Raw genomic sequence first — 21,436 nt, forward strand, 5'->3', positions numbered from 1 at the left:
CACCTGGAACGGCGGTTGTCGCTGGAACAGGGGCTCCTGGCCAGCGTGCTGCAGCAGGCGCCCCTGGGCATCTCCATCACCGAGGCCGGCAGCGAGGAAGCGGTGATGCTCAATGACCGCGTCGACCTCCTCCTGGGCAAGCGCCCGGCCGGTGAGACGCTGGACGAACGCTATGGCGCCATCGGCGCCCTGCATGCCAATGGCCAGCCCTATGCGGTGGACGACTATCCCACGGTCCGGGTCCTGCGTAGCGGCCAGGCGGTACCGCCCGAATTGATGCGCTATCGACGGCCCGACGGCAGCATCCGGCTGCTGGAAGTATCCAGCGCGCCCGTTCGCTCGGCCACCGGCGAGGTGATCGCCTCGGTCACCCTGTTCGACGACGTTCAGCAGCGGGTCGATGCGGAAAATGCCCTGCGCGAACACAGCGCGCGGCTGGCCAGCCTGATCAACCAGGCGGCAGTCGGCATCTGCCAGACCGACGCCCGCGGGCGCATCCTGCTCGCCAATCGCCGCTATTGCGAATTGCTCGATCGCAACGAGGTTGGGGTGCTGGAACAGACCCTGCAGGCCCAGACCCATCCCGAGGACCGGGCCATCCTGGAGCGCCATCTCGACACCCTGCGCGAGCGCGGCGACAGCTTCAAGCTGGACCAGCGCTTCCTGCGCCCGGATGGCTCGGTGGTCTGGGTCAGCCTGCATGGCTCGCCGCTGCAGTCGGAAATCGGCCAGGAGCTGTCGGTGAGTCTGGTGGTGGTGGATCTCACCCAGCGCAAGCAGGCCGAAGCCGCGCTGCACCTGTCCAACCAGCGCTTCCGCAACGCCGTGGAGGCGGTGCAGGGGGTGGTCTGGACCAGCAATGCCCAGGGGCACCTGCTCGGCGAACAACTCGCCTGGAGCACCCTGACCGGGCAGAGCTATGCCCAGTATCAGCAGGACGGCTGGGCCGCTGCCCTGCATCCCGAGGATGCCCCCCGCACCCTGCGCCGCTGGCGATTGGCGGTGCAGCAACAGGTGGACTTCCACGACGAACACCGGCTGCGCTGCCGCGACGGTCAGTGGCGCACCTTCAGCGTGCGCGCCCTGCCGGTGCGGGAAAACGGCGTGGTCTGCGAATGGGTGGGCGTGCACACCGACGTCAGCGAGATCCGCATGGCCGAACACCGCCTGCGGCGCCTGGCCGAACTGCTGGAACAGCGCGTCCATGAGCGCACCGTCGAGCGTGACCGCATGTGGCGGGTGGCCGACGACCTGCTCGGTGTCATCCAGGGGCAACGCTGGCTCAGTCGCAATCCGGCCTGGGGCCGCACCCTGGGTTGGGACGACGAGGAATTGCGCCACCAGCCGCCGACCTCGCTGGAGCACCCGGACGATCCACCGGTGTTCCCGCGCCTGGCCGCCCTGCGCCATGGCGAGGTGCTCAGCGACCTGCCGGGCCGCCTGCGCACACGCGACGGCCACTGGCGCCACATGATGTGGAAGGCCACCGCCGATCACGATGGCCGCATCTATGTCTTCGGCCGCGACGTCACCGTCGAGCACGACGCCGCCCTGGCCCTGCAGAACGCCGAGGCCGCGTTGCGCCAGGCACAGAAGATGGAAGCCATCGGCCATCTCACCGGCGGCATCGCCCACGACTTCAACAACCTGCTCACCGGCATCAGCGGCTCCCTGGAATTGCTGCGTCGGCGCCTGGACCAGGGCCGCCACGACAACCTGCAGCGCTACCTGGACACCGCCGAGCAATCCGCCACCCGCGCGGCCGCTCTGACCCATCGCCTGCTGGCTTTCGCGCGTCGGCAGACCCTCGACCCGCGGCCGGTGGACGTCAATGACCTGATCCTGTCCCTGGAAGAACTCTTCCAGCGCACCCTGGGCGAACGCATCAGCCTGCGCAGCAGCCTCGCGCTGCAGTTGCCGCCGGCGCGCACCGACACCAACCAGCTGGAGAACGCCCTGCTGAATCTGGTGATCAACGCCCGCGACGCCATGCCCGAGGGGGGTCAGCTGACCCTGGAAACCGCCCTCGATCACCTCACCGACCTGGCCGCCAAGCATGACCTGCCGCCGGGTGACTATGTGCGCCTGACCATCGCCGACACCGGCAGCGGCATGCCGGTCGAGGTGGTGGATCGCGCCTTCGATCCCTTCTTCACCACCAAGCCCATCGGCCAGGGCACCGGTCTGGGCCTGTCGATGCTCTATGGCTTCATCAAGCAGTCGGGTGGCCACGTGACCCTGGAGAGCGAACTGGGCAGCGGCACCCGGGTCAGCCTCTGGCTGCCCTGTGCCCAGCCCGAGCGACCGGCAGCGAGCGATAGGCCCCAGGCGGCCATCGCCCAGAGCCGAGGCGAACGCCTGCTGCTGGTGGAAGACGATGTTTCGGTGCGGCTGTTGCTGCGCGAGATGCTCACCGAGCTGGGCTATCGCGTGCGCACCGCGGCCAGTGCCTCAGCGGCGCTCACTCTGGTCGACGGCGACCTGCCCTGTGACCTGCTGATCACCGATCTCGGCCTGCCGGATCTCGACGGCGCCGATCTGGCCGGGCGCCTGCGCGAGCGCTGGCCGGAGTTGCCGGTGCTGTTCGTCAGCGGTCACGCCGAACGGCCGACCCCGAACGGCGAGCTCTCGCTGGCCAAGCCGTTCCAGATCGATGCCCTGGCGCGGTTGCTGCGCCAGTTGCTGGACTGACCTAGGGCCGGAAGACCTTGCCGGTCACCAGATCGCGAATCACGCTGGGATTATTGCGCCCACCCAGTTCGCCCATGAGGATGCCATCCAGGTTATCGGGGAAGTACTGCTGAACCCGCAGCCGGGTGCGCGCGGCCGGGCGGCCGGCGGGATTGGCCGAGGTGGAGATCAGCGGACCGGTGAGGGCGCAGAGTTCGCCCACCAGCGGATGCTCGGAGACCCGTAGCGCCACGGTGGCGTGGGCGCCGGTCACCCAGCCGGGCAGGCGATTGTGGTGCGGCACCAGCCAGGTGTTGGGGCCCGGCCAGGTGCTGGCCAGCTTGGCCAGGGAATCTTCCGGCAGATCGTGGAGCAGGAAGTCGAACTGGCGGATGGTATCGGCCACCAGGATCAAGCCCTTTTCCATGGGCCGCCGCTTGAGCGTCAGCAGGCGATAGACCGCGGCCTGATCCCAGGGATCGCAGCCCAGGCCCCAGACGGCCTCGGTGGGGTAGGCCAGCACGCCCCCCTCGCGCACGATTCGCGCCGCCTGCCGCACTCGCCAGCTGTTGTGCATCGCCTTGCCTCCGCCAAATCCCTGAAGTCTACCCGAGCGCGCCGCCGATGGTAGCCATCCACCGCTAGCCGAGACGCGTCCAGCTGCCCTGCTGCGCCACCACCCGGCCCTCCAGCTCCAACTCGGTCAGCTGGACCAGCACCTCCGGCAACGACAGGCGGCAGAGCCGCGCCAACTCTTCGCTGTTGAGCGGTCCGGCGGCCAGCTGCCGCAGCAGGGGGTGATCCTCGACCACCGCGGCCGTGGCGACCGGGGCCAGCCTGCGCCAGCCCTGCAGGGCTTCGAGGATATGCTCCACGCCCTCCACCAGTTGCGCCCCTTCACGGATCAGCTGATGACAGCCTCGCGCCCCGGGATGATGGATGGAGCCGGGCAGGGCGAACACCTCGCGGCCCTGCTCGGCGGCCAGCCGCGCGGTGATCAGCGAACCGCTGGAGGGGCTGGCCTCCACCACCAGGGTACCCAGGCTGAGGCCGCTGATGATCCGGTTGCGCCGCGGAAAGTTGGCGGCCTGGGGCGTGCAGTCCAGCGGCAATTCCGAAACTAGCGCCCCACCCTCGGCCAGCAGGCGCCGGGCGAGGCCCAGATGACGGCGGGGATAGAGCTGTCGGAGGCCGGTGCCCAGCACGGCCACCGTACCGCCGCCGGCGTCCAGCGCGCCCTGGTGCGCCGCGCCATCGATGCCCAGCGCCAGGCCGCTGGTGATGCAGAAACCGGCCGCGGCCAGGCTGTGGGCGAAGCGCCGGGCATTGTCGAGTCCCTGGGCACTGGCCTGGCGGCTGCCGACCAGGGCCAGTTGCGGTCGTTCGAGCAACTCGACCCGTCCTTCGACGAACAGCAGCGGCGGTGGATCGGCGATCTCGGCGAGCAGCGCCGGATAGCGCTCGTCGCCCACGCAGAGCAGATGGCGCTCGGGGCCCTCCAGCCAGGCCAGGGCCTGGTCGACCCGTTCGCGGGTCGCGGGGCTGCGGCGGGCGTCCGCGGCCACCGCCGGCAGGCGCAGGGCGCGCCAGGCCGAGGCGGGGGCACTGAGGGCGGCGCTGGCGCTGCCAAAGGCATCCAGCAGCAGGCGCTGGCGCACGGCACCGAGCTCCGGCAGGGCATGCAGGCGAAGCCGAGCGTCCAGCTCGGCAGGGGAGAGGCTGGCCATGCTGTCATCCTTGAGGGTGGCCGGTCGCCGTCCTGGCGACCCGGAAGAGGTTAGGGGTTGCGCACCTTGTCCATGATCGCCAGCTGGCGGGTGGCGGTCAGGACCAGGCCGTAGCTGATCTTGTCGTAGGTGCGAAAGACCATCAGCAGCCCGGCGCGCTCGTCGGGGATCTTCACCAGCTCGCCGGTGATGCGATCACGTACCGTCTCGCCGGTCTTGTTGACCGCCAGCACATTGCCCTCGGCCAGACCGTCCCGGGCGCCCTTGTTGAGGGTCACCACATCGAACTGGCCGATCTGGGTGACGCCGCGCGGCACGTCGAGGATCAGGCCGTTGATGTCGCGGGCGGGGGCGCTGGGCATGAAGGTGGAATTCACCAGCCGCTCCTCGGTAGGGAACAGCCGGTCGCCCAGGCGTACCTCCTGGGTGGTGCGGGTCAGCCGCAGGGTGGCGATGTCGCCCTCCTGGGTGACCAGATCGGCGCTGCCGATGAAGTCGCCATTGATGCCGAGAAAGGCACCGGTCTTGGGATCGACATAGGTCTTGCCCTGGCGGTAGATGCCATAGGCCGAGACACCCGGCTGCAGCTTGCCGCGCACATAGATGCGATCGCCGGCGCCGCTCACCACGCGCTCGGCGTTGCCGGCCACCACATAGGGCGCCGCCTGGAACTGCTCGGCCGAATCGATGGCGCGATTCTGCAAGAGGAAGCTGTTGACCGCTTCCAGCGGAATGGCCGGGATGGCTTCGGCGATGGGCGTGCTGCGCACCGTGGGCGACAGTTTGACCGTGCCACGCGAGGCGCCGCGGTTGAGCTGCAGCCGCGGCTGGCCGTCGACGTAGCTCAGCACCAGGGTATCGCCGGGATAGATGAGATGGGGATTCTTGACCTGCGGATTGGCCTGCCAGATCTCCGGCCATTCCCAGGGCTTGCTGAGGAATCTGGCGGAGATGTCCCAGAGGGTATCGCCGCGGACCACGGTATAGCTCTCCGGGTGATCCTGACGCAGGGTGACCGCTGCGTACGCCGACTGCAGGGCGCCCCCGGCGACCAGCAGCAGGGCGAACAAAGATTTCCTCATGCGTCGAATCCCTTTACACTTAGCTTTGAAGAACCGTCTTCACGCAAACGTCGGGGAATCGCCCCAGTCGTGCCCTGATCGCCACCTTCGTCGGCCCCGGGCAGCGCAGGCGCTCATCCCCGTCGACCGACGTCATCCACCGCTCGGGACCAGCTCGAGCCGGGTGGAAACAACGCTGCGGCATCTTAGCAGCGCCCCTTGACTGTATTCCACAAGTGCCCTCAACGCCATGGCGATCCTAGACATCCTCGAATTCCCCGATCCCCGCCTGCGCACCGTCGCCAAGCCCATCGACGTGGTCGACGATGCCCTGCGCCAGACCATCGACGACATGTTCGAGACCATGTACGAAGCGCCCGGCATCGGTCTGGCCGCCACCCAGGTCAACGTTCATCGCCGCCTGGTGGTGATCGACGTCAGCGAAGACAAGAGCGAACCGCTGGTCTTCATCAACCCCGAGGCCGAGCCGCTCACCCAGGAACTGGGCGAGTACCAGGAAGGCTGCCTGTCGATCCCTGGTTTCTACGAAAAGGTCTGCCGCCCCGAGCGCGTCCGGGTCAAGGCCCTGGATCGCGACGGCAAGCCCTTCGAGCTGGAATGCGACGGCCTCTTGGCGGTATGCATCCAGCACGAGATCGATCACCTCGACGGCAAGCTGTTCGTCGACTACCTGTCGCCGCTCAAGCGCGATCGCATCAAGAAGAAGCTCGAAAAGCAGCAGCGCCACAAGGCCTGATCGCCCTGGCGGACGGCGTCATCGGCGTCCGCCGCTCGCCCTTTCCGCCAGGTCCGCCATGTCCAGATCCCTTCGCCTCGTCTTCGCCGGAACCCCGGAATTCGCCGCCGTGCACCTGCAGGCGCTGATCGACGCCGGTTATCCCATTGCCGCCGTCTATACCCAGCCGGATCGTCCCGCCGGGCGGGGCCAGAAACTGGCCATGAGCCCGGTCAAGCAGCTGGCACTGAGCCACGGCATTCCCGTGCAGCAGCCGCCGACCCTGCGCGATCCCGCGGCCCAGGCCACCCTGGCGGCTCTGGAACCCGATCTGCTGGTGGTAGTGGCCTACGGCCTGATCCTGCCCCAGGCGGTGCTGGATATCCCGCGCCTGGGTTGCATCAACAGCCATGCCTCGCTGCTGCCGCGCTGGCGCGGCGCCGCGCCCATCCAGCGCGCCCTGGAAGCCGGCGATGCCGAGTCCGGGGTCACCGTGATGCGCATGGAAGCCGGTCTGGATACCGGCCCCATGCTGAGCAAGGTGACCACGCCGCTGACCGCCACGGACACCGGTGGCAGCCTGCACGATCGCCTGGCCGCCTTGGGCGCCGCCGCCGTGGTCCAGGCCCTGCCGGGGCTGGCCGACGGCAGTCTGCAGGGCGAGGTACAGGACGACAACCTGGCCACCTACGCCCACAAGCTCAACAAGGACGAGGCCCGGTTGGACTGGGGTCGGCCGGCGGTGGAGCTGGAGCGGCGTATCCGCGCCTTCGATCCCTGGCCGCTGTGCCACACCGCCCTGGCTGGCGAGCCGCTCAAGGTCTGGGGCGCGGAGCTGGCCGAAGGGCAGGGCGTTCCCGGCATGGTGCTCGACGCCGATCGCGCAGGCCTGCTGGTCGCCTGTGGCGAGGGCGCCCTGCGCCTGACCCGGCTGCAACTGCCCGGTGGCAAGCCGCTGGGCTTCGCCGATCTCTACAACGCCCGCCGCGAACGCTTCGCCCCCGGCCAGGTACTGGGTCTATGAATCCGCGGCTGGCGGCCACCCGCGCCCTGGCGGCGGTCCTGGCCGGGCGCGCCTCCCTCGGTAGCAGCCTGCCCGAGCAACTGGCCAAGGTCGATCCGCGTGACCGCGCCCTGGCCCAGGACCTGGCCTTCGGCACCGCCCGCTGGCAGCCGCGCCTGTCGCTGCTGGCGGAAAAGCTCATGCAGAAACCCTTCAAGGCCGGCGACCGCGATCTCGAAGCCCTGCTGCTGATCGGGCTCTACCAGCTGTTCCACACCCGCATCCCGGCCCACGCCGCCATCGGCGAGACGGTGGGCTGCGTCGACAAGCTGAAGAAGTCCTCGGCCAAGGGCCTGCTCAACGCCGTGCTGCGCCGTGCCCAGCGTGAATACGACAGCCTGCTGCCGGCCCTGGAGCATGACCCGGCCGCGCGCCTGGCTCATCCACGCTGGTTGCAGAAGACGCTCAAGGCGCGCTGGCCGGCGCAGTGGGAAGCCATCGCCTCCGCGAACAACCTGCACCCGCCGCTGATCCTCAGGGTCAATCGCCGCCAGGGCAGTCGCGACAGCTATCTGGCCGAGCTGGCCGCCGCCGGCATCGAGGCCGTGCCCTGCGCCTTCAGCGCCGACGGCATCCGCCTGCTGCAGCCCCAGGACGTCACCGCCCTGCCGGGCTTTGCCGCGGGGCGTCTCAGCGTGCAGGACGAAGCCGCGCAGTTGGCCGCCGAGCTGCTGGAGCTGGCGCCCGGACAACGGGTGCTGGACGCTTGCGCCGCGCCCGGTGGCAAGACCTGCCACCTGCTGGAACGCGAACCGGCGCTGGCTGAGGTGGTGGCGCTGGACGCCGATGCCGGTCGCCTGGAGCGCGTCGAGCAGAATCTGGCGCGCCTGGGCCTCACCGCCCGCACCCTGGCCGCCGATGGCCGCGCCGTGGCCGACTGGTGGGACGGCACGCCCTTCCAGCGCATCCTGCTGGACGCTCCTTGCAGCGCCACCGGGGTGATCCGCCGCCATCCGGACATCAAGCTGACCCGTCAGGCCAGCGATATCGCGCCCCTGGTGCAGTTGCAGGGCGAATTACTGGACGCCCTCTGGCCGACGCTGGACGTCGGCGGCATCCTGGTCTACGCCACCTGCTCGGTGTTGCCGGAAGAGAACAGCGACAACCTCGCCGCCTTTCTCGCTCGCACCCCGGGCGTCCGCGAACTGGACATCCCCGCGCCCTGGGGCCTCGCCCAGCCCCATGGTCGACAGCTCCTGCCGCAGCCCGAAGGCCACGACGGCTTCTATTACTGCAAGCTGATCAAGATTGCTCGCTAGCCTCTGGCGGTAGCGGCTGGTTCGTACCCTGCTGCGGACGCTTCTCCGCGGTGGCGGCTGGGTGCGGCAACTGCGCGCGTACCTCCGCCTGGGGCAGCTCCAGCACCGGGGAGCCTTCTTCGAGGCGACTCAGGGTGCCTTCCACCACGGCGCCGTTCTCCATGCTCAGCTGGCGATAGGTGATGTTGCCCTGCACCCGCGCATTGGAATGCAGCTCCAGCAGATGCTCGACCCGCAGATCGCCGACGATGGTGCCATCGATCAGGGCGTCGTAGCTGCTCACGTCGCCCTCCACCACGCCATTGGCACTGATCGCCAGCAGGCTGGTGGTGCCGGACTTGAAACTGATGCTGCCGCATACCCGGCCGTCGACTTTGAGACCATCGCTGAACTCCAGATCACCGCGGATCGACAGGTTGTCGGCGATGAGACTGGAAAAGCCATTCACCGCGGGGCGAGGAACCGCCTTCTTTCTGTTGAACATCCGTGCTGCTCTCCAGCTAGGGTTTCTGATTCTGGCGACGGAAGAAGGCCAGCTCCGCGCTCAGGCGCTCGACCTGCGCCAGCAGAGCAGCGTTGCGCTCGGTCAGCTGGCGCTCGGCAGCCGTGCCCAGTTGCAGATCCAGCGTCTGCTGCGCCAGACGATCGCGCAGGTGCTGATTCTCGGCTTGCAGGTGATTCAGTTCCGCCTGGTATCGCTGGTGGATCCGCTGCCCGACCACCAGCAACGCGAGCGGTATCAACAGCAGCAGGCACAAACCAACCCAGCCGGCCAGTCGCCGTCGCGGGACCGGCTGCAGGCGAAATTCGCCGCGCAGCAGCTCGCGACTCGACGCTCGACTAGTCGCGCGCCTGGCCATCGCGCTCGGGCTCCAGTCGGCCCAGGGCAAGAAAGCGCTGGGGGTCGAGGAATTGGCCGTCACGCAAGACCTCGAAATGCAGATGAGGTCCGGTCGAGCGTCCAGTGGAGCCCACCGCACCCAGGAGTTGCCCGGGGGTGACCACCTGGCCTTCCTTGACGAAGATGCGGCTCAGATGAGCATAGCGGGTGACCAGGCCATTGCCGTGAGCGACCTCCACCCGATTGCCATAGCCACCCAGGGCGCCCGTGACCTGGACACGCCCCCCGGCAGCGGCGTGTACCTGGGTGCCAGTGGGCGCGGCGAAGTCGACACCGGAATGAAACGCCAGGTGACCGGTAAAGGGATCGACCCGATTGCCGAACAGCGATCCCAGACGGGCCTGTTCCACTGGGCGTAGCGAGGGAATCGCCATTAGGGCGGCATTGCGACTGGCCACCCGGTTCAGCAGCAGATCCAGCTGTTGACGCAGGCAGAGCGCTACCTGTTCGCTGGCACCCAGCATGCGCAGAGGCAAGCCCTGGCTGGCGGCGCCGGCGTTACAGGATCGCGCCGGCAGCCAGGCACCGCCCTGGGCACCTCGCGTGGAAGGCTCGACCAGCAGACTGGGGTCGACCGCGCTCACCTGGTCGCGCAATTGCCTGTTCTGCTCCAGCATCCGCTGCAGCGCCTGGGTATCGGCCTCCAGCGATTGCAGCCGGCCGACCAGCACGCCCATTCGCTCCAGGGCCACCGTTGTGCTGGCGCTGCCCGGAGTGGCAGCGACAGGGGTGGCCGGAGCTGCAGCAGGCGAAACCCGACCACCCAGCCAGCAGCCCAGAACGGATGTCAGCAGCGATGTCAGCGTCAGGATCAGCAGCCAGGGGCTCTTTGCCTGACGCGGGTCGACGATGTGGGCACCGTCCCGCACAAGCTTGCGACTGAGGGAAGAAAACAGCTTCATCAGATCCTGCGGCCGTTTTAGGCGCCGATAGATCAGTCAGCTTAAAGTGAAACACGTCACAAAATGATGGCAAAAGGCCTGTTCCAGACCAACCTGCCCGTCCACCGGACATATGGCACTTTCAGCGCCGGATCGCCAGGCTGCCGGTAGTCGGGGCAGAATGTTCGGCTCAAGGTCGTGAATCGGCCCGTCCCTCCCGCTGCTACCGGAGTCCGCCATGCTCGAATCCCTGGAGAAAATGCTCGTTCGCGGCCAGGACAACGCCCTGCTCAGATTCGGTCTGGGCAAGGGCTATCTGGATGCCGGGGAGCCCGCGCGGGCGATCGAGCACCTGGCGCGTTGCGTCGAATTCGATCCGGCCTATTCGGCGGCCTGGAAACTGCTGGGCAAGGCCCATGAGGGGAGCGGCGATCTGGCCAGCGCCGAGGCGGCCTGGACCCAGGGCCTGCAGGCGGCGCAGGCCAAGGGCGACAAGCAGGCGGAAAAGGAGATGACGGTGTTTCTCAAGCGCCTGGCGCGCCGCGCTCAGTCCTGATCGCGCAGGAACCTAAGGCCCGCGCCGTCGGCGTCGGTGCGCATGACTTCCATGGTCACCTTGGGCGCTTCGATCGGCAGATCGAGTACCTGGCCGACCACGCGGGTGCCCTGCGGTAGCCGGGTCAGCTCGGGATGCACCACATAGACGCCGCCATCGGACAGGTCGCGGGTCTCACCGACGATCTCGCCATCCGGATAGGCGATCCACAGCCGGCACTTGAGTGGGGTACGGGTATGTTGGCGCTGATCGCGCGAATTCATCGCCTGACTCCCTGGCTTGGGCGTTCCCTAGAGGTCCGGGCAGCTTCCGGCAAAGCCCAGCGGCTGTCAGCCGCGCGCCGACCGAACGGTCCTGGCGAAGCGCCGAGCGATAGGTCGTAGGACCACCGCCTGCCCCTCAACGCCCGGGCAGGACCCGGGCGAAAGACCTCAGTACCACTTCTCCTCGCCGTCCGGACGATTCTTGAATCTCTTCATGCTCCACATGTACTGGGTCGGATAGCGCCGTACGTAGCCGGCCAGCACCTCGCTCATGGCGGCCACCGAGACCTCTGGATCCGGGTCGTACATGGCTGCGGGCGCGGCTTCCAGGATCACCTTGTAGCCGCTGCCGTCTGCCAGGCGCACGGCGTGGAAGAACACCCCGCGGGCCTTGCCGCGCGCCAGCAGCGAGGGCACGAACTTGCTGGTCAGGGCGGTGGTACCGAGGAAGGGCACGAACAGCCCGGCGCTGCGACTCGGCTCCGGGTCGGCCGGGATCCCCACGGCGCCACCGCGGCGGACTTCCTTGATCACGCTGATGATGCCTTCCGGGGTGGAGGGCGCCACGCGATTGCCCAGCTGGACCCGCTGGCGCTTGAGCAGGTCGTCCACCGCCTTCAGCTTGGGCGGTCGGTAGAAGATGATCGGCTTGGCATGGGAGCAGTAGAAGTGGTTGAGCAACTCCCAGTTGCCCAGATGGCTGGTGATGCCCACCACGCCATCGCCGGAGGCCAGGGCTTCCTGCAGGACGTCCATGCCTTCCACCTCGCGCACCAGGCGCAGGGAACGCTGGGGTGACCAGATCCAGGCGCAGGCGCTTTCGGTCAGGGTCTTGCCGATGCCGCGCAGGCACTCGCGCGACAGCCGTTCCAGACCGGCGGCATCGAGTTCGGGAAAACAATGGGCGAGGTTGATGCGGGTGACCTTGCTGGCGCGAGTCGGCAGCTTCCATATGCACCAGCCGATGAATCCACCCAGGCGCTGCACCAGCGGCCAGGGCAGCAGGGCGAAAAGGCGCAGGAAGGCGATCATCAGCGCGCCTTTGAATCTTTCCAAAAGAGGGACTCCTGTCTGAATGCGCCGACAGTTTAGCGTCTACAAGCCCCGGAAACGTTAAGAAAGCGTAAGGTTCGCGCCAACTGACGCCTATACATTCGACTTTTCCTGCGGTTCTGCCGACAAAGACGCCAGCTCGGCATGGCGGTCGCAATCGAGGGTGTGGTCCATCACCAGCCCCATGGCCTGCATGAAGGCATAGCAGATGGTCGGGCCGACAAAGGTGAAACCGGCTTTCTTGAGCGCCTTGCTCATGGCCTCGGCTTCCGGGGTGATCGCCGGTACCTCGTGGCTGTCGCGAAAATGGTTGATCTTCGGCGCACCGCCGACGAATGACCATAGCCAGCCGGCCGGGTCTTCGAGTCTGAGCCAGGCCTGAGCATTCTGACGGGCGGCGCGCAGCTTGGCGCCGTTGCGGATGATGCCCGGATCCTGCATCAGCGCCTCGATCTCGGCATCGCTCAGCTGCGCCAGGCGCCGGGGATCGAAGCCGTGCAGCACCTGGCGATAGCGCTCGCGCTTCTTCAGCACGGTGATCCACGACAGCCCGGCCTGAAAGCCTTCCAGCAAGAGAAATTCGAAGAGCACCGCCGGATCGCGCTGGGGCACGCCCCATTCGTGGTCGTGATACTCGATGTACAGCGGATCGGCGGTGCACCAGAAGCAACGCGGCATGGCGAAGGCTCGGACGGCGAGGGGAGACGTCACCTTAGCGCAGTTGCCAGGGTGATGAGACGAATCCAACGGCCTCACCAGGCGCTTTTCCACGCTATCAGGTTGCCAGCGTATCGCAGCCATGGCAGCGCTAGACCGTAGGTTGGGTTGAGACGGCGCTATCGTCGAAGCCCAACATCGCCGGCGCCCCGAGACACTGTTGGGCTTCGCTACGCTCAACCCAACCTACGCTGGCCCACGGTTGCGATAACGGGAGCAGGCACTTTCCCGTCGGGCAGCCCTAAAGCCCCCATGTGGCCACCTCCGGCTTTCAGCTATACTCCCCGGCTTTTCGTCGCAGCCGAACGGGTATCTTTCGTGAGCCAGTCCAAGCCCACCGTGCGCACCTTCCAAGACTTGATCCTGGCCTTGCAGCAATACTGGGCCGAGCAGGGCTGCGTAGTACTTCAGCCCTATGACATGGAAGTTGGCGCCGGTACCTTCCACACCGCCACCTTCCTGCGCGCCATCGGTCCCGAGACCTGGAACGCCGCCTATGTGCAGCCCAGCCGCCGCCCCACCGACGGCCGCTATGGCGAGAATCCCAACCGCCTGCAGCACTACTACCAGTTCCAGGTGGTCCTCAAGCCCAATCCGGACAACTTCCAGGAGCTCTACCTGGGCTCCCTGGCCGCCATCGGTCTGGATCCGCTGGTGCACGACGTGCGCTTTGTCGAGGACAACTGGGAATCGCCCACCCTGGGCGCCTGGGGTCTGGGCTGGGAAGTCTGGCTCAACGGCATGGAAGTCACCCAGTTCACCTACTTCCAGCAGGCCGGTGGTATCGAATGCTACCCGGTGACCGGCGAGATCACCTATGGCCTCGAACGCCTGGCCATGTACCTGCAGGGCGTGGACTCGGTCTATGACCTGATCTGGGCCGACGGCCCCTTCGGCACCGTGACCTACGGCGACGTCTTCCACCAGAACGAGGTGGAGCAGAGCACCTACAACTTCGAGCACGCCAATGTGCCCAAGCTGTTCGAGCTGTTCGACTTCTACGAGTCCGAGGCCAATCGGCTGATCGCCCTGGACCTGCCGCTGCCCACCTACGAGATGGTGCTCAAGGCTTCCCACACCTTCAACCTGCTGGACGCCCGCCGCGCCATCTCGGTGACCGAGCGCCAGCGTTACATCCTGCGCGTGCGCACCCTGGCGCGCAGCGTCGCCCAGGGCTACTTCAAGGCCCGTGCCCGCCTGGGCTTCCCCCTGTCCACCCCGGCGCTGCGTGACGAGGTCCTGGGTCGCGACGATGTCCAGGCGCTGCTCAAGGAGGGCGAATGATGAGCACCACTCTGGATTTCCTGGTCGAACTGGGTACCGAAGAACTGCCGCCCAAGGCGCTCAAGACCCTCAGTGACAGCTTTCTCGCCGGCATCGAGAAGGGCCTCAAGCAGGCCGGCCTTGGCTACACCAGCGCCCGCGCCTATGCCGCGCCGCGCCGCCTGGCCGTGCTGGTCGAAGCCCTGCAGACCCAGCAGCCCGAGCGTAGCGTCAACCTGGACGGCCCGCCGCTCCAGGCCGCCTTTGGCGCCGATGGCCAGCCGACCCAGGCCGCCCTGGGCTTCGCCCGCAAGTGTGGCGTCGACATCAGCGCCATCGATCGCAGCGGTCCCAAGCTGAGATTCTCCCAGAGCATCCCCGGTCAGCCCGCTGCCGCGTTGCTGCCCGGCATCGTCGAAGCCTCCCTGGCCGAGCTGCCGATTCCCAAGCGCATGCGCTGGGCCGCCCGCCGCGAGGAATTCGTCCGGCCGACCCAGTGGCTGGTGATGCTGCTCGGTGACGAAGTCATCGACTGCGAGATCCTCACCCGCCGTGCCGGTCGTGAGTCCCGCGGCCATCGCTTCCACCATCCCGATGCCGTGCGCATCAGCGCCCCGGCCCACTACGCCGCCGACCTGCGTGCCGCCCATGTGCTGGCCGACTTCGCCGAGCGCCGCCAGCTCATCGAATCCCGCGTGGCCGAACTGGCTGCGGCGGAGCAGGGCAGCGCCGTGGTGCCGCCCGCGCTGCTGGACGAGGTGACCGCCCTGGTGGAATGGCCGGTGCCGCTGGTGTGCGCCTTCGAGGAACGCTTCCTCGAGGTGCCCCAGGAAGCCCTGATCACCACCATGCAGGACAACCAGAAGTACTTCTGCTTGCTGGACGCCCAGGGCAAGCTGCTGCCGCGCTTCATCACCGTGGCCAACCTGGAGAGCAAGGATCCGGCGCAGATCGTCAGCGGCAATGAGAAGGTGGTCCGCCCCCGTCTCACCGACGCCGAGTTCTTCTTCAAGCAGGACCAGAAGCAGCCGCTGGAAAGCTTCAACGAGCGCCTCAAGAACGTGGTCTTCCAGGCCCAGCTCGGTACGGTCTACGACAAGGCCCAGCGCGTTGCCGCCTTGGCCGCGTTCATCGCCGAACGCATCGGCGGTGATGCCGAGCGCGCCCACCGCGCCGGCGTGCTCGCCAAGTGCGACCTGGCCACCGAGATGGTCGGCGAATTCCCCGAGATGCAGGGTATCGCCGGCTACTACTACGCCAGGAAGGGCGGCGAGGCGGAAGACGTGGCCCTGGCCCTCAACGAGCAGTACATGCCGCGTGGCGCTGGCGCCGAACTGCCGCAGACCCTGACCGGTGCGGCCGTGGCCCTGGCCGACAAGCTCGACACCCTGGTCGGCATCTTCGGCATCGGCATGCTGCCCACCGGCAGCAAGGATCCTTTCGCCCTGCGCCGTCAGGCCCTGGGCGTGCTGCGCATCCTCATCGAGAAAGGCCTGGAGCTGGATCTGCCGGCCGCCGTTGCCTTCGCCATCGCCGGCTACGGCGAGCGGGTCAAGGCTGCCGGCCTGCAGGAGCAGGTGCTGGACTTCGTCTTCGACCGGCTGCGCGCCCGCTACGAGGACGAAGGCATCGACACCGCCGCCTACCTGGCCGTGCGCGCCCTGCGCCCGGCCTCGGCGCTGGACTTCGACCAGCGCGTCCAGGCCGTGCAGGCCTTCCGTCGCCTCCCGGAGGCTGAAGCCCTGGCCGCCGCCAACAAGCGCGTCTCCAACCTGCTCGGCAAGTTCGAGGGCAAGGTCGCGGCCCAGGCCGATGCCGCCCTGTTCGAGACCGACGCCGAGCGCACCCTGGCCGCCGCCATTGCCGACGCCGAGCAGGATGCCGCGCCCCTGGCCGAAGCCCGCCGTTACCGCGAAGCCCTGGAACGCCTGGCCAGTCTACGCGCCCCGGTGGATGCCTTCTTCGACGAGGTACTGGTCAACGCCGAGGACGAGCGCGTCCGCGCCAATCGCTATGCGCTGCTCGCCCACCTGCGCGGCCTGTTCCTCGGCATCGCCGACATCTCGGTGCTGGGCTAGGCATGAAGCTGATCGTGCTGGACCGCGACGGCGTCATCAATGTCGATTCCGATGACTACGTGCGCAGCGCCGAGCAGTGGCAACCGCTGCCCGGCAGCCTCGCCGCCATCGCCCGGCTGAACCGGGCCGGCTGGCAGGTAGCCGTGGCCACCAACCAGTCAGGTCTGGCCCGGGGCTATTTCACGGAAGATGACCTGGCGGCCATGCACGAGAAGCTGCAACGCCTGCTGGCGGAGGAGGGCGGTCGGGTCGATCTGATCCTCTACTGCCCCCATGGCCCGGAAGCGGGCTGTAGCTGCCGCAAGCCGCTGCCCGGCCTGTTCCGCGCCATCGCCACCCAGTATGGCCGCCCTGATCTTGCGGGAGTCCCCGTGGTCGGCGACAGCCTGCGCGACTTGGAAGCCGGCGTGGCCCTGGGCTGCACCCCCTATCTGGTGCGCACCGGCAAGGGCGAGCGCACCCTGGCCAAGCCTTTGCCAGCCGGCACCCGGGTCTTCGCCGACCTGGCCGCGGTGGCTGATCACCTGCTCGAGGAAACGCGCTGATGCGGCTCTTGCGTACCCTGTTGTTCTACGTGCTGCTGGGGACCAGCGGCATCCTCTGGTCCTGCGTCAGCCTGCTGATCGCGCCCTTCCTGGCCTATCGCGCCCGCTATCGGCTAGTGGTCAAGGCCTGGACCGGCTTTGCCGTCTGGCTGGCCAAGGTCATCTGCGGCATTCGTTACGAAATCGAAGGGCTGGAAAACGTCCCGGCGCAGCCCTGCGTGATCGTGGCCAACCACCAGAGCACCTGGGAAACCTTCTTCCTGTCCGCCCAGTTCGAACCCACCTCCCAGGTGATCAAGCGCGAGTTGCTGCGGATTCCCTTCTTTGGCTGGGCCTTCTCGCTGCTCAAGCCCATCGCCATCGACCGCGACAACGGCAAGCTGGCTCTCCAGCAGCTGACCGAGCAGGGCGGCCGCTACCTGGCCCAAGGCTGCTGGGTACTGATCTTTCCCCAGGGCACGCGCATCGATTACGGTCAGCTGGGCAAGTTCTCCCGCGGTGGCGCCGCCCTGGCCTGCAGCCTGAACGTGCCCATCCTGCCCATCGCCCACGATGCCGGCGCCTACTGGCCCAATCGTTCCTGGATCAAGTCGCCGGGAACCATAAAGGTCAGCATCGGCCCCTTGCTCTATCCCCAGGGCCAGGATCCCCGCGCCATTGTCGATCTCAATGCCCGCTGCTTCGCCTTCATCGAACAGGCTCTCGCCCCCAAGCCCGACGCCAGCCCGGTCGAGCGCTGCGTCGCCTGATCGCCAGGCCGCAAGGCCTGGCTGTTTCCGGCAGTTTTCCTTGTGTTTCCCACAGACTTATCCACAGGAAATCCTAAGGTTTTCCTGCGTCCTGATCGTGGGCCGCTACCGCGAATCCCCTGTCATCCACAAGTACCGATAAGCTTATTCCCAGGCTTATCCACAGGATCGTCCGTTATAGCCTGTGTCTCTATGCCGCATGGCACGGCCTCTTTGTGCTGCTTTCCTGGGTTCGCGAAAAGCAGCTGAGGAAAACTATCCACAAAACCTCTGGCTATAAGATGAGCGGCAATCCTTCCCAGGGAACGAAACGGCATCTCCGTCTAGCCAGAATGTTTTCCACAAAAAAGCCCCGCATGGCGGGGCTTGTGCATAACCGCTGGAATCAGACGTCGAGGTTCGACACCGCCAGGGCATTGCTCTCGATGAAATCGCGACGCGGCTCCACGTGATCGCCCATCAGGGTGTTGAAGATCTGGTCGGCCGCCACGGCGTCCTCGATGGTCACCTGCAGCATGCGACGCACGTTCGGATCCATGGTGGTTTCCCACAGCTGATCCGGATTCATCTCGCCCAGGCCCTTGTAGCGCTGGATGTTGAATCTCTTGCTGGTCTCGACCATCAGCCACTCCCAGGCTTCCTTGAAGGTGCTGACCGGGCGACGGCGTTCGCCGCGCTTGGCATAGGCGCCTTCTTCCAGCAGGTTGTCCAGCTGGGCAGCCAGCTCGGTCACCAGGCGGTAATCGTTGCTGCCGAAGAAATCCCGGTTGAAGGTCACGTAGCTGGACAGGCCATGGGCCCGGGTCTCGACCTCCGGCAGCCACAGGCTGCGCTCGCGATCTTCGCGCAGGCTCAAGGTGTAGGTGGTGCCATTGCGCTCGGCGGCCTTCAGGCGCGTCTCGAGAGTGGCTAGCCACTCGCGCATGGCAGCCTCGTCACCCAGCTGCTCCACGCCCACGCGGGGCAGGTACAGCAGGTGTTCGCTGACGTCGGCCGGATACAGCCGCGACAGGCGCTTGAAGGTCTTCATCACCTGGCGATAGCTGTTCACCAGCTTTTCGAGTTCCACACCGGACAGACCCGGGGCGTTCTCGTTGACGTGCAGGCTGGCTTCCTCCAGGGCGGTCTGGGTCAGGTATTCCTCCATCGCCTCGTCGTCCTTGATGTACTGCTCCTGCTTGCCACGCTTCACCTTGTACAGCGGCGGCTGAGCGATGTAGATGTAGCCCCGCTCGATCAGCAGCGGCATCTGGCGGAAGAAGAAGGTCAGCAGCAGGGTACGGATGTGCGAACCGTCGACATCGGCATCGGTCATGATGATGATGTTGTGATAGCGCAGCTTGTCGATGTTGAATTCTTCGCGGCCGATGCCGCAGCCCAGCGCGGTGATCAGGGTGCCCACCTCCTGGGAGGAGAGCATCTTGTCGAAGCGCGCCTTCTCGACGTTGAGGATCTTGCCCTTGAGCGGCAGGATCGCCTGGGTGCGCCGATTGCGGCCCTGCTTGGCCGAACCACCGGCGGAGTCACCCTCCACGATGTAGAGTTCGGACAGCGCCGGATCCTTTTCCTGACAATCCGCCAGCTTGCCGGGCAGGCCGGCGATGTCCAGCGCGCCCTTGCGGCGGGTCATCTCCCGCGCCTTGCGCGCCGCTTCCCGGGCCCGGGCCGCGTCGATCATCTTGCCGACCACCGCCTTGGCCTCGTTGGGATTCTCCAGCAGGAAGTCGGAGAAGTGCTTGCCCATCTCCTGTTCCACCGCGGTCTTCACCTCGGAGGAGACCAGCTTGTCCTTGGTCTGGGAGGAGAACTTGGGATCCGGCACCTTGACCGAGATGATGGCGGTCAGGCCTTCGCGGGCGTCGTCACCGGTGGTGGCCACCTTGAACTTCTTGGCCAGGCCCTCGGCCTCGATGTAGCTGTTCAGGTTGCGCGTCAGCGCCGAACGGAAGCCGGCCAGATGGGTGCCGCCGTCGCGCTGGGGAATGTTGTTGGTGAAGCAGAGGATGTTTTCGTTGAAGCTGTCGTTCCACTGCAGGGCCACTTCCACGCCGACGCCATCGTCGTCGCGCTGCACCTGGAAGTGGAACACCTCGTTCACCGCGGTCTTGTTGGTGTTCAGGTAGTCGACGAAGGCGCGCAGGCCGCCTTCGTACTTGAACAGCTCTTCCTTGCCGCTGCGCTCGTCGCGCAGGACGATGCCGACGCCGGAGTTGAGGAAGGACAGCTCGCGAATCCGCTTGGCCAGGATGTCCCAGCTGAACTGGATGTTGTTGAAGGTCTCGGCCGATGGCTTGAAGTGCACCTGGGTACCGGTGGTGTCGGTCTCGCCGATCACCGCCAGCGGCGCCTGGGGTACGCCGTGGACATAGACCTGCTCCCACACCTGGCCGGCGCGGCGAATGGTCAGCCGCAACTCCTCGGACAGGGCGTTCACCACCGAGACGCCCACGCCGTGCAGGCCGCCGGACACCTTGTAGGTGTTGTCGTCGAACTTACCGCCGGCGTGCAGCACGGTCATGATGACCTCGGCCGCCGAGACGCCTTCTTCCTTGTGGATGTCCACCGGGATGCCGCGACCGTTGTCGCGCACGGTGATGGACTCGTCCATGTGGATGGTGATGCTGATCTCGCTGCAGAAGCCGGCCAGGGCCTCGTCGATGGAGTTGTCCACCACCTCGAAGACCATGTGGTGCAGGCCGGTGCCGTCATCGGTGTCGCCGATGTACATGCCGGGGCGCTTGCGCACGGCATCCAGTCCCTTCAGCACCTTGATGCTGGAAGAGTCGTAGGTATTGGTCTCGCTCATGCTTGGCTCCCGCTAGTGTGGGTCTGCTTGATATGGCCGTGTTCCACGTGAAACACGCTGACCTCTGTCTCCGGCCGCCAGGCGGCCTGTAGCGTCTCGCGCTCGACACAGGTGATGAAGACTTGGCACTCCAGTGCCTCCAGCAGCCGGCACAAGGCCAGCCGGTGTCCCTCGTCCAGTTCCGAAGGCAGGTCGTCGATGAGATAGACGCACTGGCCCCGCTTGACCTGGTTGACCAACCGCCCCTGGGCGATGCGCAGTGCGCACACCACCAACTTCTGCTGGCCGCGCGACAGGATGTCCGCCGCGTTGTGGTTGCCGATGCGGATCCGCAGGTCGGCGCGCTGGGGACCGGCCTGGGTATGCCCCAGCTGCAGATCCCGTGGCAAGCTGTCTGCCAGCACCTCGCGCAGATCGCGCTCGCGGTCCCAGCCGCGGTAGTAACTCAGGGTCAGGCCATCGAGCTGGATCAGCTCGGCCAGCACCGCGGTGAACTCCGGCTTCAGACGCTGGATATAGGCCTGGCGAAAGCCATCGATCTCGCCGCTGGCCAGGGCCAGTTCCTGATCCCAGGCGGCCTGCGCCGCAGGGTCGATTTTACCACGTCTGAGCCAGTGATTTCGCTGCCTGAGCGCCTTTTGCAGGCGTTGCCACAGGGGCAGGAAACGCTGTTCCTCGTGGAACACGCCCCAGTCGAGAAACTGCCGTCTGATCTTGGGACTGCCTTCGAGCAGCCGGAAGCCATCGGGGTTGATCAACTGCAGCGGCAGCACCTCGGCCAGCTGCGCCGCACTACGGGCATTCTCGCCGTTGATGCGGATCTGGTAGTCGCCACCGCGCTCGCGCTGGATGCCCAGGTTGCAGTCCTGGCCACCGGGCAGCCGCACCTGGCCGAACACCGTGCAGCTGGCCTGCTCATGCTGGATGACCGGCGCCAGCTTGGTACTGCGAAAGGAGCGGGCCAGCCCCAGCAGGTGGATGGCTTCCAGCAGGCTGGTCTTGCCGCTGCCGTTGGCGCCATGCAGCAGATTGACCCGTGGCGAGGGTTGAAGCGCGACCGCCTGCAGATTGCGCAGGCGGTCGGCGTTGAAGCGGATCAGCGTCATCG

General features: G+C 66.8%; 19 protein-coding genes and 3 pseudogenes. 11 read left to right on the forward strand and 11 right to left on the reverse strand.

Annotation, left to right across the window (positions count from 1 at the left end; all coding sequences use genetic code 11):
- Positions 1–276: 276 nt before the first annotated feature.
- The 3 pseudogenes from LRS53_RS23810 to LRS53_RS23820 form a co-directional block, all read left to right on the forward strand.
- Positions 277–1,791, forward strand: a pseudogene (locus tag LRS53_RS23810) (PAS domain S-box protein); the annotation flags it as partial.
- A 201-nt stretch (positions 1,792–1,992) separates the two neighbouring features.
- Positions 1,993–2,232: pseudogene (locus LRS53_RS23815) on the forward strand (ATP-binding protein); the annotation flags it as partial.
- A gap of 141 nt (positions 2,233–2,373) precedes the next feature.
- Positions 2,374–2,691 (forward strand): annotated as a pseudogene (locus LRS53_RS23820) (response regulator); the annotation flags it as partial.
- A gap of 1 nt (position 2,692) precedes the next feature.
- Here LRS53_RS23820 and LRS53_RS07310 read toward each other — a convergent pair.
- The 3 genes from LRS53_RS07310 to LRS53_RS07320 form a co-directional block, all read right to left on the reverse strand.
- Positions 2,693–3,247 (reverse strand): L-threonylcarbamoyladenylate synthase, encoded by a 555-nt coding sequence (locus LRS53_RS07310; RefSeq protein ID WP_231355497.1) that lies wholly within the window; start codon positions 3,245–3,247, stop codon positions 2,693–2,695.
- A 64-nt stretch (positions 3,248–3,311) separates the two neighbouring features.
- On the reverse strand, positions 3,312–4,397 hold the full coding sequence (gene dprA, locus LRS53_RS07315) for a DNA-processing protein DprA (protein WP_231355498.1): 1,086 nt from the start codon (positions 4,395–4,397) through the stop codon (positions 3,312–3,314).
- Between the two features lie 50 nt (positions 4,398–4,447).
- Positions 4,448–5,479 carry a LysM peptidoglycan-binding domain-containing protein gene (locus tag LRS53_RS07320; protein WP_026083893.1) on the reverse strand — a complete coding sequence of 344 codons (1,032 nt, stop codon included), beginning with the start codon at positions 5,477–5,479 and terminating at the stop codon, positions 4,448–4,450.
- A gap of 229 nt (positions 5,480–5,708) precedes the next feature.
- On the opposite strand from LRS53_RS07320, the gene def reads away from it, so the two are divergent.
- The 3 genes from def to rsmB are packed head-to-tail and all read left to right on the forward strand — an operon-like array spanning position 5,709 to position 8,516.
- The gene (gene def / locus LRS53_RS07325; RefSeq protein WP_160922151.1) at positions 5,709–6,215 is read left to right on the forward strand and encodes a peptide deformylase; all 507 of its coding nucleotides are present in this window, start codon (positions 5,709–5,711) and stop codon (positions 6,213–6,215) included.
- A 58-nt stretch (positions 6,216–6,273) separates the two neighbouring features.
- Positions 6,274–7,218: a methionyl-tRNA formyltransferase gene (gene fmt, locus LRS53_RS07330; protein WP_160922150.1), complete on the forward strand. Its 945-nt coding sequence runs from the start codon at positions 6,274–6,276 to the stop codon at positions 7,216–7,218.
- Positions 7,215–8,516, forward strand: coding sequence for a 16S rRNA (cytosine(967)-C(5))-methyltransferase RsmB (gene rsmB / locus LRS53_RS07335; RefSeq protein WP_231355499.1), 1,302 nt, complete (start codon positions 7,215–7,217; stop codon positions 8,514–8,516). Before fmt ends, rsmB begins: the two co-directional genes overlap by 4 nt.
- On the opposite strand, the gene LRS53_RS07340 is transcribed toward rsmB, so the two are convergent.
- The 3 genes from LRS53_RS07340 to LRS53_RS07350 are packed head-to-tail and all read right to left on the reverse strand — an operon-like array spanning position 8,500 to position 10,319.
- The gene (locus tag LRS53_RS07340; RefSeq protein WP_068384394.1) at positions 8,500–9,000 is read right to left on the reverse strand and encodes a bactofilin family protein; all 501 of its coding nucleotides are present in this window, start codon (positions 8,998–9,000) and stop codon (positions 8,500–8,502) included. The genes rsmB and LRS53_RS07340 overlap by 17 nt on opposite strands.
- Before the next feature lie 16 nt (positions 9,001–9,016).
- Entirely contained in the window at positions 9,017–9,376 is a 360-nt protein-coding gene (locus LRS53_RS07345) for a hypothetical protein (protein ID WP_231355500.1), read from the reverse strand.
- Positions 9,357–10,319: a M23 family metallopeptidase gene (locus tag LRS53_RS07350; protein ID WP_231355501.1), complete on the reverse strand. Its 963-nt coding sequence runs from the start codon at positions 10,317–10,319 to the stop codon at positions 9,357–9,359. Before LRS53_RS07350 ends, LRS53_RS07345 begins: the two co-directional genes overlap by 20 nt.
- A 217-nt stretch (positions 10,320–10,536) precedes the next feature.
- Here LRS53_RS07350 and LRS53_RS07355 point away from each other — a divergent pair, with 217 nt between their 5' ends.
- Positions 10,537–10,854, forward strand: a complete 318-nt coding sequence (locus tag LRS53_RS07355; protein WP_231355502.1) for a tetratricopeptide repeat protein — start codon at positions 10,537–10,539, stop codon at positions 10,852–10,854.
- Here LRS53_RS07355 and LRS53_RS07360 read toward each other — a convergent pair.
- From LRS53_RS07360 to LRS53_RS07370, 3 genes are all read right to left on the reverse strand, one after another.
- Positions 10,845–11,117 (reverse strand): PilZ domain-containing protein, encoded by a 273-nt coding sequence (locus LRS53_RS07360; RefSeq protein ID WP_017641486.1) that lies wholly within the window; start codon positions 11,115–11,117, stop codon positions 10,845–10,847. The two genes, LRS53_RS07355 and LRS53_RS07360, sit on opposite strands and share 10 nt — an antisense overlap.
- Before the next feature lie 168 nt (positions 11,118–11,285).
- The gene (locus LRS53_RS07365) at positions 11,286–12,173 is read right to left on the reverse strand and encodes a lysophospholipid acyltransferase (RefSeq protein ID WP_231355503.1); all 888 of its coding nucleotides are present in this window, start codon (positions 12,171–12,173) and stop codon (positions 11,286–11,288) included.
- A 90-nt stretch (positions 12,174–12,263) separates the two neighbouring features.
- Entirely contained in the window at positions 12,264–12,848 is a 585-nt protein-coding gene (locus LRS53_RS07370) for a DNA-3-methyladenine glycosylase I (RefSeq protein WP_231355504.1), read from the reverse strand.
- A gap of 357 nt (positions 12,849–13,205) precedes the next feature.
- Here LRS53_RS07370 and glyQ point away from each other — a divergent pair, with 357 nt between their 5' ends.
- From glyQ to LRS53_RS07390, 4 genes are read left to right on the forward strand one after another with little or no spacing between them, the layout of a single operon-like run.
- Positions 13,206–14,171 (forward strand): glycine--tRNA ligase subunit alpha, encoded by a 966-nt coding sequence (gene glyQ / locus LRS53_RS07375; RefSeq protein WP_231355505.1) that lies wholly within the window; start codon positions 13,206–13,208, stop codon positions 14,169–14,171.
- On the forward strand, positions 14,171–16,228 hold the full coding sequence (gene glyS / locus LRS53_RS07380) for a glycine--tRNA ligase subunit beta (protein WP_231355506.1): 2,058 nt from the start codon (positions 14,171–14,173) through the stop codon (positions 16,226–16,228). The genes glyQ and glyS overlap by 1 nt, the downstream gene beginning before the upstream one ends.
- A gap of 2 nt (positions 16,229–16,230) precedes the next feature.
- The gene (gene gmhB / locus LRS53_RS07385) at positions 16,231–16,773 is read left to right on the forward strand and encodes a D-glycero-beta-D-manno-heptose 1,7-bisphosphate 7-phosphatase (protein ID WP_231355507.1); all 543 of its coding nucleotides are present in this window, start codon (positions 16,231–16,233) and stop codon (positions 16,771–16,773) included.
- A complete protein-coding gene (locus LRS53_RS07390; RefSeq protein ID WP_173148779.1) occupies positions 16,773–17,522 on the forward strand; it encodes a lysophospholipid acyltransferase family protein in 750 nt (249 codons plus the stop codon). The genes gmhB and LRS53_RS07390 overlap by 1 nt, the downstream gene beginning before the upstream one ends.
- Before the next feature lie 385 nt (positions 17,523–17,907).
- Here the strand turns inward: LRS53_RS07390 and gyrB are convergent, their stop codons facing one another.
- Both gyrB and recF read right to left on the reverse strand, forming a co-directional pair.
- Positions 17,908–20,328, reverse strand: coding sequence for a DNA topoisomerase (ATP-hydrolyzing) subunit B (gene gyrB / locus LRS53_RS07395; protein ID WP_017641479.1), 2,421 nt, complete (start codon positions 20,326–20,328; stop codon positions 17,908–17,910).
- Entirely contained in the window at positions 20,325–21,434 is a 1,110-nt protein-coding gene (gene recF, locus LRS53_RS07400) for a DNA replication/repair protein RecF (RefSeq protein ID WP_017641478.1), read from the reverse strand. Before recF ends, gyrB begins: the two co-directional genes overlap by 4 nt.
- Positions 21,435–21,436: the final 2 nt, after the last annotated feature.

The organism is Pseudomonas sp. PLB05 (genome assembly GCF_021106615.1).
Classification (GTDB): Bacteria; Pseudomonadota; Gammaproteobacteria; order Pseudomonadales; family Pseudomonadaceae; genus Chryseomonas; species Chryseomonas benzopyrenica.